Source organism: Pelosinus propionicus DSM 13327, from assembly GCF_900114615.1.
GTDB lineage: Bacteria > Bacillota > Negativicutes > DSM-13327 > DSM-13327 > Pelosinus > Pelosinus propionicus.
On the sequence record NZ_FOTS01000002.1, the window covers coordinates 86,554 to 99,176 of the forward strand.

Consider the following 12,623-nt stretch of genomic DNA (forward strand, 5'->3'; position numbering starts at 1 on the left):
AGCCTAAAGGCTTATTTTAGAAGTATCCCGCTATTTTAGTTATATTGCTTCTATTCTTGCTCAAGTCCACTCTTCTTCTATAAGTACTTTCACCATGATTCCTTTTTCTTATTCTTGAATTGATATTTTCTCGTAAAAAATATATGATGGCAATAGAAAATTAAACAGCGCAATTAAAGTATGGAGGGATTTTGTGGATATTAAACAAGCAATCTTAGATAGAAGAAGTATTCGCTCGTATCAGGATCAATCAATTCCACGAGAAATCATCGAAGAATTACTAGAGCTAGCTGTAAAAGCTCCTTCAGGGAAAAATCGTCAACCGTGGAGGTTTGTTGTCTTAGAGAGCCAAAAGAAAGATAGGTTAGCCACGATTATGGCTGATAAAAGTCAGTCCCGAAAACAGCAAAACTTGGATATTGGCAGTTGTGAGACAAGTATAGCTGCGATTCAACAAGCGTCAATCGTGATTTTAGTCTTTAACGCTTTCTCTACTATTGAAAAGGATTACAATCATTATCGTTTATTAACAGATACCCAATCCATTGGAGCCGCCATTCAAACCATGATCTTAGCTGCACAGGATTTTGGGCTAGGAACGCTTTGGATCTGTGATATTTTTTATTCCGAACGTGAGATATGCTCATGGCTCGAACGAAATGATGAACTTGTAGGAGCGGTAGCCATCGGGTATCCTAATCAATCTCCCTATGCGCGCCCTCGAAAATCATGGTCAGAAGTCACCGAATGGCTGCGCTAAGACGAAGAACCGTGAAGAAACGCCAAGACTAGGTCTTGCATTCCTTCACGGTTCTTCTTTTTTCATAACGCTATACTACTACAAACTTTCACAAGTTTCGATTAGTCCTTACTTAGCTACTCCAATTTTGATTTCATGACGCACTTGATCATTAGGTAATTCCCAGTTACTAAGAAGTTTATATTTTTTAGTATAAGGCTGAAATAGCTCTAAGACCTTTGCTTTTCCCTCATCATTATGATTATAAATGTCGGGTAAAATTGTAAGATAAATGGACTTATTGCGTTCTTTTAGAAGGAAGGTTTGATACGTAATCGTTACTGGTGCTCCCACACCTACCAATTCATATAATTCTTCAACGTCAGTATTGTGCATGCGAATACATCCACCGGAAACAGGATACTGGATATCCCAATCTTTATTGGTACCATGAATTCCGTAACCAGGGCTAAATTCCATCCATCGGCTGCCTAGAGGATTATCTGGGCCTGGAGACACTGGGGTCTTATCGGAAAAACCAGAACCTGGAATCCATGTGGGGTTTTGTTCTTTGGAGGATATCTTATAATTACCCACAGGAGTCTTTTCATAAGAAGTCCCCAGGGCAACAGGATATTCTTTGACCAACTTACCATTATCGTATACCCTTAACACCAACTCAGGAATGTTAATGCGAATTTCAGGCGAAGCCCAAACAGCGGATTGGAAGTAACCAAGTAACAGCGCAACCATCATCAAGATTCTCATTTAATGTCTCCTTTCGGGCAGCACCGATACTATGTAATACCAACCAGATCTGATTTGGCATTACATTCTTACTGCAAGTGATAACGTCCAGTGTAAAAGACTATATAATACACTAGACTTAACATATTTATTCGTCATAAATAAATTCCTTTCCTTGTAGAAATGTTTAACAATTGCATTATTCCCATATATAACCAAACAATTAAAATTCTTTACTATACGATTCTTATTCTTAAAAATAAGAATCGTATAGTAATAACGACTCTTATTTTCTAACAAGATCATCTGAAATTAGTCATAAGACTTACTTTCTATCATCCTTGCCGCTTAAGCAACAATAATCACAGTGGTTCCATACTGAACCATTTTATACAGTTCCGTTAAATCATCATCCTGCAAGGCTACGCAACCTTCAGTCCAATTGATCTTCCTTTCTGTTAAATCATCTCGTCCCCCATGAATTCCAATCCATCCTCCAAGCGCAGTATCTTGAGGTGGCTGTACCTTTTGCTCATTCGCCAAAATAATCTCCTGATACTGGCTTACGCTAATCAACTTCTGCTCTATTCCTTTTTGAGCATGGACTGGGTCGGGATAGCTTAAACCGATCCATTTACGCCCCAGGTAAGGATCATCATGCAACAGTTCTTTATCGATAATAAAAAAGATTCCTTCCGGTGTGCGATTATCTCCCTGCCTCTGTTTATCACCTTGCGAATTTACACCAGAAACACATAAAAACCTTTTCACAGCCTTTCCTTGATAAAACACGGTCATTGTATTAATAGATTTCTCTACTACTACTACCATATCTTGCTGCTTTACAATTTCTTGCCATTGTGACATAGGAGCTGCCTCAGCAGCCGAATCCATCAGCAAGAAGCCACCAAATAGTATTATTGCACTAAAGACAAGTAATACTTGTTTATTCACTGTTCAATACACCAACTTTGCTATTATCGATTTTCTATTACAATCTTTCCTTCTGTATACTGAGGTACAATAGTAAACAAATCGGCACTAAGGCAATATTCTACATCATCCATACGACGCAAGTCGTATAATCGCCTGCCATTTCGACTTTGGACAGCAGTCTCAACTAACATATTCTTGGCTTGAGCATATAACAGAAAGGCTCCAAGAGCTGAATCAGTCAATGTAACTTCGCAGTCTGTTTTAAGCAATTGAACTAACAATCCTGCACAAAGGGTGTCTTCTAATGAAAAAAGCCCATCTGTTCCCGCACATACAATTACAAGATCTTTGCCATATTGTTTTGCCTGCATACAAACAGCCTTCGCATTAATAAATGATCCGATGAAAGTGCGATATGCTTTCTCTGCTGCTTTTATGGCAATCGTACCATTCGTCGTTGTCATGACAATTGCTTTACCTGCTACTTTTTCCTTGCTAAATTCAAAAGGCGAATTACCAAAATCGTAACCATCAATCTTTATTGATTGCCGCTCACCTGCAAATAATACAGATCCCATCTGACTAGCCAAAGTTTCTGCATCCTCAGTGGATAAGGCTGGAGTAATCGTTTTGCATCCATTCGCAAGGGCAGTAACAATAGTACTCGTTGCACGAAATATATCTAAGACGATACAAACGCTATGGGAAAGATCCAGAGCAGCAGTTTCTTTTGGCAAAAGTATAACGTCAATTTTCATTAATTTGTTCCTCTCCTTTAGCTAAAATCCTACAGATGCATAGCAAAACATAATATCTGTAAATCCTATTTTATCCTTTGTATCGTTATTTATCAACTTAACTTTGTATTCACATTATGTATCCAATGTATTCAGAATTAGAATAAAGGAATTACTGCAAAAATAAAAAATTCTTGCGAACGTTTTAATTACTTAACCCCATAGTGCTTTTTAGCAAATAGTATAAACTCACGAGCAGCAAAGGATAGATATCTTCCCTTTTTCCAAACTAAAGCCAATCGCAGCCACGGTTTAGGATCTAAAAATGGCCGACATGCAACCATTTTAGTATCAAGGCTTCTGCATATTTTACTCGGCAGTAATGCGATACCAAGATTGTCCATTACCATTTGTATCATCCACTCACGTTGTGAAGTTTCCAAAATAATCTTAGGCTGAAATCCCGCATGGTTGCATGCATTGATGATCATATCATGTAAATGATATTCGTTATTATACAAAATAAAGTGTTCATCAATTAATTTACGATAATCCATGACTTCATATTGGGTAAGCCGATTTGCCGGATGCATTACGACTTCAAGAGGATCTTCCTCAAACCAGATCTTTTCATAGATTTTATTATCTTCGGCTGGCGTAAATATACCTATATCTAAAAGGCCGTCCTGAATCGACGCCTCCACCTTCTTAGGGCCAAACTCGTACAACTGAATATAAATATTAGGATACTCTTTTCTAAAGGAATTGATCATATTCGAAAATGTTGTTATAGCAGTAATTTGAGGTAATCCAACATAGATTTTCCCTGATTGCATGCTCTTTAATTCTCCGAGCTGAGAAGTGATATTTTGAAAAGAGGATACAATCTGCTGTGCTTGCTGCAAAATGATTTCTCCTGCATCCGTCAGCTCTACAGACTTGGTATCACGATAGAATAAAGTAACTCCCAACTGGCTTTCCAATTCTTTTATCGCCCTGCTAATGGATGGCTGAGAAATATACATTATCTCTGCCGCTTTACTAAAACTTTTATGTCGGGCAACTTCCATAAAACATTCTAAAATTTTTATATCCAAAAGACTTCCTCCTATATACTTTTCAGCCACCTACTAAAAAAACTTTTTGATCAAACTATTTATATTTTTTATGTTTCGTTATCTGTAAAATAATACCTTCTATGTAGCATTATATTGCGCCCCAAATATGAAAAAGCTCTAATTATAAAACCTAAAAAATGTCAAGAAAGAAGGAAGTTTTATCTTTTTGTAGAAGACATCTTGTGTATGTCTTAAATAATATGATCATAGGAGTTATTATGGATTTTGCTCATTTATCGGCAATTGGTTCCTTAATTGGAACAATTTCCATTGTTTTTGTATACTTCTACTTATATGCATTGTATCGAGAACGTTATATAGGAGTTTGGGCAACTAGCTGGATTATCCTTCTCTCCCGATATGTATTATTTGATTCAGGTATACTCTTGTGGAAACAAACGTTCTTTGGTTTACTCATATACCAAATGCTAATTATAATCAGTACATTACTGTATGTTTCAGGCATTTACAATTTTATGAACAAGCCTATGAATAAATGGTGGTTATATGGAACTGCAGGCATTTCAATTTTAATTATCTTTTTTAATCTTCTATTTTCTTCCTTAGCTTATAAATTGCTCCTTCCTCTTTTTTATGGCAGTTTTACAGGAATTTGGATCGGTGTGATTTTTATACGTTATTTCAAGCATCAGGGCCTTGGTGGATTAATTACAGGCTATGCTTTCATATTATGGAGTTTACTTTCTCTAACTATGCCTTTTACTATTACCATTCCTTGGTTCGCTCCTTGGGGTTATGTTTTTGGTGGGATTTTGCGTTTAGCCATTGCAATTGGCACCTTAATGGTTTACTTCGTAAAAACCCGAACGGATTTAATCACTAAAGAAACTCAATATCGCTTATTAGCAGAAAATGCAATTGATATTATTTATTCTTATCAACTCTTTCCCGAAAGAAAAGTCGAATACATAAGTCCTTCTGTTTTAAGAGTCACTGGCTATAGCGCGGAAGATTATTATGAAAATGATGCATTAATACTAAAGTTGATACACCCTGATGACTTAACTTTACTTACCGATTTTGTCAAGAACCTTCCTTTCTCTATTGAGGTACCATTGACGTTACGCTTAATTCTAAAGAATAAAACAATTTTATGGGTCGAACAAAAATGTGTTCCTATCTATGAAGAGAATGGACGCCTCACTGCATTACAAGGTATTGTTCGAGATATCACTGTACGGAAAAAATTAGAACATATGTCTTCATTATTTGATCGTATGAATCTGGTCGGCAGCATGGCTGCAGCTGTAGCGCACGAGATTCGAAATCCTATGACTACGGTACGCGGTTATTTACAGGTAATGGCAAGAAAACACGAATATCAAGAAGATAACGATAAATTCAAATTAATGATTGAAGAAATTGATAGGGCTAATTCTATTATAAGAGAATATCTTTCTCTATCCCGCGAAAAACTGGTTGTTTTAAAACAATGTTCTTTAAACGGTATTATTGAAGCATTATTCCCTTTACTTCAAGCCGATGCTAATTCATCAAAGGTATCCATAAAGCTTAACCTTAATACAATTACAGAGTTGATGCTGGATGAAAATGAAATTCGTCAACTACTATTAAACCTGGTACGTAATAGCATTGAAGCTATGCCGTTAGGCGGCGCTCTAACAATTTCCACATCCCTAGAAAACAGTAAAGTTATTTTAGCAATTAGTGATCAGGGAGAAGGTATTCCTTCTCATGTACTCGATAAATTAGGCACTCCTTTTATTACGACGAAAGATACAGGTACAGGTCTGGGTCTTCCTATTTGTTATCAAATAGCTCATCGCCACAAAGCCACTATCAGAATCAGTACAAGCCAAGAAGGAACTACTTTTTTTATATATTTCACTCCTCAAATATCATAAGGCTAAAATTTATTATATATGTCCTTTTTTAGTGAGTAAATTTTACTCCTGAAAAAGGACTTTTTATTTCAAAAAGATATATAAATCTTTTTTTTACTTTCTATTTCTACATATATCTACAAGGATTAAAATCATTTCTCTCCGTATCCCCTAGTAAAAGGGGGTGATAGTTATGAGCCTATAATTTTTTATAGTCAAAATACTTACTAACTATTATGGAGGAGAGAAAAAATGACAACTACAATTTTAAAATCAATGACAACTACACCTGAAACTTCTGAAAGCACAATCAAACTTGGTATCGCCGTTACCCCAGAAGAAAAAAGGCAGATCTATCATTTTCGTTACCAAACCTACATAGAGGAAATGTCCAAAAATATAACTGGAGCCGACCATGTCAATGAACTATTGCATGATGAGCTAGATGAATGGGCCCTTCTATTATATGTAAAAAAAAATGAGGAAGTAATTGCCACGGCACGAGTTAACATCGGAGCTCTTACAGATTTTCCGGCAAAGCTAGTTGATATTCTATCTCTTAATTTATTTCAAAGATGCTATATTCAAAATGACAATCCTAAATTCTCTTATTGTGCAAAATTAATGGTCGCTCCCCCTCATAGAAGTTCTCCAGCACTGTATCTACTGATCGCAAAATGTTATGAACTTTCAGTAGATCATCAAGTTGAATTTGGTTATACTGCATGCAATTTTCATTTGTTGCGCTTATATGAACAAATGGGCTTCCACCGATATAAAGAGAACTTCTATGATTCTGGATATGGTTTGTTATCTCCAATTGTTTTAGCTGTAAATGACATTCAACATTTACGAACAGTGCATTCTCCACTTTTTCGTGCAGCGCGTAAAAGAAAAGAAGTTAATACGCAAGTTGTAGAAGCTTTTCATGAAAAGATTACGAAAGACTCTCCAATTGTAAATAGTCAGATTGTCACTGAAGAGGAACTATGGTTTATTGTCTGCAACTTTCTGCAGCATCCGCCAACGGAAGTAATTACCATACTTCATGGTTTATCAGAAACAGAAGCAAAAAAATTCATTCATTCATGCGGCAGTATAGTGCAGTGCAATACAGGGGATATCATCACCAATCAAGGCGAAATTAGCTATTCCTATGATATATTACTGACTGGAAAGTTAAAATCACTTACTTTTCATCACCCTATTAAAGAATATACTATATCTGGACAACACTTCGGCGCAAACGGTTTAACGGAACATAATAAACATACCGAAGATATTAAGGCAGTTGACGCTGTTGAAATATTAGTATTATCAGGTATGGCTTTTCCTCGCTTCTTTCACTCTCACCCTGATATCGCCCATAAAATCGTCCGAACCCTCTCTAACCTACGTTAGACGGAAGAGTAAAGCGACCTATATTTAAACATTGAAGACAATGGCTGTTAGTATTTTTCATACTAACAGCCATTGTTCCGCTAAAACAATATTTATCAAATCGAAAAATAATATAAAATCTATAGTAAAATCAACATAAATGGTAAAAAGATGCTATTATTGCTAAATTTAGTGAAAAAAAGTATTTGATTTCAAATACCAATCAAGGTATTATAGAGAAAGAGAGTTAGCACTCACTTAAAGAGAGTGCTAATAAAAGAAAATGTACATATAATTTTTCTAAAAGGAGACTTTTTATATGAGCCAAGAACCAACAAATAAGCAAACCAGGGAATTTCAAGCAGAAACCAAGCAATTATTAGACTTAATGATTCACTCTATTTATACAAATAAAGAAATATTTCTACGAGAACTGGTCTCTAACGCTTCCGATGCCATTGACAAGGTTCGTTTTGAATCCTTAACCAATCATGATCTATTGGAAGGACAATCCGACTTTGAAATTTTCATTGTCCCTGATGAATCAACTCATACCCTGACAATCTCAGATAACGGTATTGGTATGACTTATGACGAAGTAGTCGAAAACATTGGAACCATTGCTAAATCAGGTACTAAGTCTTTTCTTGAAAAATTAAAAGAAAAGGAAACAGCTACTGATAATGAATTAATTGGTCAGTTCGGTGTTGGCTTTTATTCTGCTTTCATGGTATCTGATAAAGTTACTCTGATCACACGTGCACCTGGACAAGCTAAAGGTGTTAAATGGCAGTCCAGCGGCGACGGAACCTACACCATTGAAGAAGTTGAAAAAGAAACACGCGGCACTACTATTATTATTACTCTCAATGATGAATTTACTGCTGCTGACGGCTCCAAAGAAAATTTCTTAGACCGCTACACTATTGAAAATCTGATCAAAAAATACTCTGACTATATCCGCTACCCTATTAAAATGAACTTCGTCAAGGAAGAAAAACCCAAAGATGAAGAAGGTAAAGTAATTGAAGATGCTCCTGCAACGCAGACCATAGAAGTTCGGACCTTAAACTCTATGACTCCATTATGGACTCGCAATAAAAATGAAATTTCAGAAGAAGAATATCATACTTTCTATAAGAACCTTTTCCACGACTGGGAAGATCCTTTAAAATTAATTCATTCTAAGGCAGAAGGTACCGTAGAATACACAAGCCTATTGTTCATTCCTTCCCGTGCTCCTTTTGATTTATATACTCAAAAATCTTCCTCTGGAATCCGACTTTACTCAAAACAGATTTTCATTATGGACAACTGCCAAGATCTTCTTCCTGAATATCTGCGATTTGTAAAGGGCTTAGTGGATTCTCCTGATTTTTCCCTCAATATATCCCGCGAGCTGTTGCAGCATAGCAAGCAATTAAAGTTGATTGGAAAAAACCTTGAAAAAAGTGTATTGAAAACATTAGAAACACTTCTTACTAATGAGCGATCTACCTATGAAAAATTTTGGAAGGAATTCGGCAAAGCACTTAAAGTGGGAGCCTACACAGATTTCCAAAGTCGTGATAAGTTAAAAGATTTATTATTGTTCTCTTCCTCCCACTCAACAGAAGAATTGACAACCTTGCATGACTACATTGAACGTATGTCAGAAAATCAAAAAGTCATCTATTATGCAACGGGTAAAGATCGTGCTTCCGTAGAGCGGTTACCGCAAATGGAGCTGCTGAAAGAGAAAGGTATTGAAGTTCTTTATCTGTATGATCAGGTTGATGAGTTTACCATTGATGCATTACAAGAATACAAAGAAAAGAAATTCCAATCCATCAGTCGCGGTGAACTCAATTTAGACGATATCGACTCTCCCGAGGCGAAAAAAGACACCGAAGCCATTTTAAAAGAAAATGAGTCCTTAATCAAAGCAATCAAAGAGCATTTGAAAGGAAAAATAGCTGATGTCAAGATTAGCAATCGTCTAAAATCCAGTGCCGTATGTCTTGTTAGTGATGATAATGGCATCAGTCTTTCTATGGAGCAGATTTTATCTGAAATGAACAACACCATGTACAAGGCTAGTCGAATTCTAGAATTAAATCCAAATCACGATGTCTTTACTGTTTTGAAGGATCTGCACGAAACAACGCCTGATTCTGAGGCCTTCAAAGATTATTGTGACTTATTATACGTACAAGCAATGCTTATTGAAGGTCTGCTCCCAGAAGATCCAATCAGCTTTGCTAATAAGGTATCCAACTTAATGGCACGTAAGAGCTAAGTGCAGCACTGCTGATAAAAAAGCTTGAACCACATGTAAAACGGTTCAAGCTTTTTTTCTTTCGTAGAAACGCGAAATATAGCCAGTACAATATCCAAATTCCTCTTTTTACTACCCAAATCTTCAAATAAGGGATTGCAATGCTGCGCTGGAAATAACCGTGCAATATTCCTTATCTAAATTTGCCAATGACATCGCATGTACTTCCTCAGCTGTTCGAACCTGTCCATTATAATCAGGTCTTGCAAAAGTAAAGGTTGCATCTTCTACTAAAAAAACAGTAAACCCTAGATTCCCTGCCATTCTTACAGTCGCTTCCACTGAGTTATTTGTTATCACACCGAAAATGACCAAATACGAAGTATTGGTTTGTCTAAGTATCTTCTCCAAATTGGTGCCAATAAAAGCACTATTTACATGTTTTGTGATGATTAACTCACCTTCGGTAGGCATAGCACACACTTTGAAATCAAAACCAGGCGCTCCAGAACGATAAGTAGAATTGGCTTCTCTTGACTCATGCCTAACATGGATCACTCTTCGGATTGACTGCCGCCATGCTGTGAGTAGGACTGACATATTTTCTTCGGCTGCGGCATTATTGCGTCTACCGTATTTGCACCACTGTGGGTCATCAATAGCATTTTGTACATCAATGATGAGCAGCACTGCTTCTTTAGGCAGTTTTTCATTCATAGTATCTATCTCCTTCTAGCTAGAATAGGCATGAGTTCAATGAACCAAACTATTCGTTGTAATCCAAAAAAATAATATTGGATACACCACCACTAAAAAGACTACCGTAGTTAATACAAAGGCCGCACCAGAGACATGTAAATTCAAACCATACAACCTAGCAGTCACAATTGCATTAATTCCTGTAGGTACGCTCGCTAAAATTAGAATCGTACCAAGCAAGGCTTGATCATTAAAGATCTCTCGGGCTAATAAGTATCCAATGATCGGCGTAATAACAAGCTTTATCGGTACTAAATCAAAGGTTGATCCATAATATTCTTTCATTCCTGAAAAATTAATACTGTACCCTGCTGGAATCAAAGCTGTCCACGCAGCGATGTGTACCAATGGATCAAAAACTGCACCAAAAAAAGCAGGACGAGGCACACCAATGGCGCAGAGGATTATCCCAATGATAAGTCCTACAACTGGTAACTGATTGCGATTCAAAAACATTGAGGCAAAGGTAAGCTTTGGTTTTTCCATTTCACAGCAACTTTGTTGTTGATAATACTGTGCCATAGGAAAACAAAATAAAAACAACACCAAATTTTGAGCTAAGCCAACGATTTGCGTGTAGGCAAATGCCGCTTCGCCAAATATAATATAGGCACAAAGTCCGCCTAATGTTCCGGAATTGGATAGTATCGCTGATGCTAAGTAGCTACCTTTCTCCAGACAATTCGTATACTTGTGTTTTGATGCAAAATAGGCCGCAGCTCCAGGAATGATACTTAGCAGGATTCCAAAAAAAGGAAGCCAAATTAACTCCCATTTCAACGGTAAAGCCCAAAAACTAAGAATGGATAAAGCCGTTGAGATTACCAGGATATTAACTACAATTAATTTATCACAATTTGTTTCGCTCAAGTATTTCCTGCGTCGAAAAAAGTACCCCAACATGAGAGGAAGCAAAAGATCCATAAAAACATATATCAATTTTAACTTTATATCCACAATAAACCTCTTCTTTATCACTTATTAGCCATTATTAATCATTTATGTTCTATTCTGCTATAAATTGTATATTCCTTCCACTCATTTTTCTGAATCTTTTATTCTCAAAAAAGCACCAGCTATTTGTCACTGCAGACACTGCGGAACAATGACAAATAGCTGGTGCGTTAAGCTTTGATACTACAAGGATCTGAATAGTTCTCTTCTGGGTTTACCCTCTGATTCATTATGACACCCCATTTCTGGCATTCTCCATAATAGGCTGATATATATCAAGTTCACAATAATTGTCTTTTGATATAGCGGTATCAATATATTCAAAGCGAAAGGTATCGGCGAATTTAAAACCAGATTTAAAAATCCATTTCGAATACATATGAACTAGTAATCGACCAACTTGCCTGCCATTAATATCATTGGGATGAAAAAAGCCAACAAAACGAAAGGCTACATATTTATGAGCCGGAATTGTAATCCCCTTCATACCTTCCGGTATATGAGATAAATCTTGTACTTGAAGAGAGGGGATATAATAAATATATCCCTCGTCATTCCTGCTCCAATCTGTATATCCAAAGTATACTTGAGGATTAACTGGATTTACAATTTTATGTTTATAATTATAATAAAAATCATTCCCATAGCTATTGGCAGTCTTATCTCCCGATTTGCTTACAATCTTATGTTGATTGCCAACCAAATAAATCTTTGGCTTATAAACGAAAAATGGTTTATAGATAATCGAATTATTAACGGACAAAATATCATGTATATTCAGTTTCTCCTTAATGATAAGTGATAAATTATCCGAACGCACTTTCAAGGGGGTATGCCCAAACTTTTTACGGAAAGCCCTGATATAGGACTGCTCATAATCAAAACCATATTCTAAAGCAATGTCAATCATTCTCATATTGGTATGAAGCAGTTCGTTAACACTTGCTGATAGCTTCCGCGACTGAACATATTCCATTAAGGATTCACCTGTTAAGGATTTAAACATTCGATGCAAGTGATATTTTGAAATCCCTGCATGTTGGACAATATCATCTAAGGTAATCTTCTCATTTAGATTGTTATCAATATAATTTACACATGCAGCTACAGTCTCTTTCATATCAATCATCT

11 protein-coding genes are annotated in these 12,623 nt (G+C 36.3%); 4 read left to right on the forward strand and 7 right to left on the reverse strand.

Features of this window, described 5'->3' with window-relative positions; all coding sequences use genetic code 11:
* Positions 1 to 193: 193 nt before the first annotated feature.
* A complete protein-coding gene (locus tag BMZ99_RS01440) occupies positions 194 to 760 on the forward strand; it encodes a nitroreductase family protein (RefSeq protein WP_090932228.1) in 567 nt (188 codons plus the stop codon).
* A 108-nt stretch (positions 761 to 868) separates the two neighbouring features.
* Here the strand turns inward: BMZ99_RS01440 and BMZ99_RS01445 are convergent, their stop codons facing one another.
* The 4 genes from BMZ99_RS01445 to BMZ99_RS01460 all read right to left on the reverse strand — a co-directional run bounded on the left by BMZ99_RS01445 (position 869) and on the right by BMZ99_RS01460 (position 4,256).
* The gene (locus BMZ99_RS01445) at positions 869 to 1,507 is read right to left on the reverse strand and encodes a L,D-transpeptidase (RefSeq protein WP_090932230.1); all 639 of its coding nucleotides are present in this window, start codon (positions 1,505 to 1,507) and stop codon (positions 869 to 871) included.
* A gap of 327 nt (positions 1,508 to 1,834) precedes the next feature.
* Positions 1,835 to 2,440, reverse strand: coding sequence for a L,D-transpeptidase family protein (locus BMZ99_RS01450; protein WP_090932234.1), 606 nt, complete (start codon positions 2,438 to 2,440; stop codon positions 1,835 to 1,837).
* Between the two features lie 23 nt (positions 2,441 to 2,463).
* The gene (locus tag BMZ99_RS01455) at positions 2,464 to 3,180 is read right to left on the reverse strand and encodes a 2-phosphosulfolactate phosphatase (protein ID WP_090932236.1); all 717 of its coding nucleotides are present in this window, start codon (positions 3,178 to 3,180) and stop codon (positions 2,464 to 2,466) included.
* 188 nt (positions 3,181 to 3,368) lie between these two features.
* Positions 3,369 to 4,256: a LysR family transcriptional regulator gene (locus BMZ99_RS01460; RefSeq protein WP_090932238.1), complete on the reverse strand. Its 888-nt coding sequence runs from the start codon at positions 4,254 to 4,256 to the stop codon at positions 3,369 to 3,371.
* Positions 4,257 to 4,495: 239 nt separating this feature from the next.
* Here BMZ99_RS01460 and BMZ99_RS01465 point away from each other — a divergent pair, with 239 nt between their 5' ends.
* The 3 genes from BMZ99_RS01465 (at position 4,496) to htpG (ending at position 9,800) form a co-directional block, all read left to right on the forward strand.
* Positions 4,496 to 6,163, forward strand: coding sequence for a PAS domain-containing sensor histidine kinase (locus tag BMZ99_RS01465; RefSeq protein ID WP_090932240.1), 1,668 nt, complete (start codon positions 4,496 to 4,498; stop codon positions 6,161 to 6,163).
* 231 nt (positions 6,164 to 6,394) lie between these two features.
* On the forward strand, positions 6,395 to 7,543 hold the full coding sequence (locus BMZ99_RS01470) for a GNAT family N-acyltransferase (protein WP_090932242.1): 1,149 nt from the start codon (positions 6,395 to 6,397) through the stop codon (positions 7,541 to 7,543).
* A 298-nt stretch (positions 7,544 to 7,841) separates the two neighbouring features.
* Entirely contained in the window at positions 7,842 to 9,800 is a 1,959-nt protein-coding gene (gene htpG, locus BMZ99_RS01475; RefSeq protein ID WP_090932244.1) for a molecular chaperone HtpG, read from the forward strand.
* A gap of 123 nt (positions 9,801 to 9,923) precedes the next feature.
* On the opposite strand, the gene BMZ99_RS01480 is transcribed toward htpG, so the two are convergent.
* The 3 genes from BMZ99_RS01480 to BMZ99_RS01490 form a co-directional block, all read right to left on the reverse strand.
* Positions 9,924 to 10,496: a cysteine hydrolase family protein gene (locus BMZ99_RS01480; RefSeq protein ID WP_090932246.1), complete on the reverse strand. Its 573-nt coding sequence runs from the start codon at positions 10,494 to 10,496 to the stop codon at positions 9,924 to 9,926.
* 36 nt (positions 10,497 to 10,532) lie between these two features.
* Positions 10,533 to 11,462 carry an AEC family transporter gene (locus tag BMZ99_RS01485; protein WP_456107082.1) on the reverse strand — a complete coding sequence of 310 codons (930 nt, stop codon included), beginning with the start codon at positions 11,460 to 11,462 and terminating at the stop codon, positions 10,533 to 10,535.
* A 259-nt stretch (positions 11,463 to 11,721) separates the two neighbouring features.
* The gene (locus BMZ99_RS01490) at positions 11,722 to 12,621 is read right to left on the reverse strand and encodes a helix-turn-helix domain-containing protein (RefSeq protein WP_090932250.1); all 900 of its coding nucleotides are present in this window, start codon (positions 12,619 to 12,621) and stop codon (positions 11,722 to 11,724) included.
* Positions 12,622 to 12,623: the final 2 nt, after the last annotated feature.

Excerpts from the sequence above, each read along its gene's own strand:
- BMZ99_RS01445 (WP_090932230.1), bottom strand. The coding sequence starts at position 1,507 with ATGAGAATCTTGATGATGGTTGCGCTGTTACTTGGTTACTTCCAATCC.
- BMZ99_RS01455 (WP_090932236.1), bottom strand. The coding sequence starts at position 3,180 with ATGAAAATTGACGTTATACTTTTGCCAAAAGAAACTGCTGCTCTGGAT.
- BMZ99_RS01465 (WP_090932240.1), top strand. The coding sequence starts at position 4,496 with ATGGATTTTGCTCATTTATCGGCAATTGGTTCCTTAATTGGAACAATT.
- BMZ99_RS01470 (WP_090932242.1), top strand. The coding sequence starts at position 6,395 with ATGACAACTACAATTTTAAAATCAATGACAACTACACCTGAAACTTCT.
- htpG (WP_090932244.1), top strand. The coding sequence starts at position 7,842 with ATGAGCCAAGAACCAACAAATAAGCAAACCAGGGAATTTCAAGCAGAA.
- BMZ99_RS01480 (WP_090932246.1), bottom strand. The coding sequence starts at position 10,496 with ATGAATGAAAAACTGCCTAAAGAAGCAGTGCTGCTCATCATTGATGTA.
- BMZ99_RS01485 (WP_456107082.1), bottom strand. The coding sequence starts at position 11,462 with ATGGATCTTTTGCTTCCTCTCATGTTGGGGTACTTTTTTCGACGCAGG.
- BMZ99_RS01490 (WP_090932250.1), bottom strand. The coding sequence starts at position 12,621 with ATGATTGATATGAAAGAGACTGTAGCTGCATGTGTAAATTATATTGAT.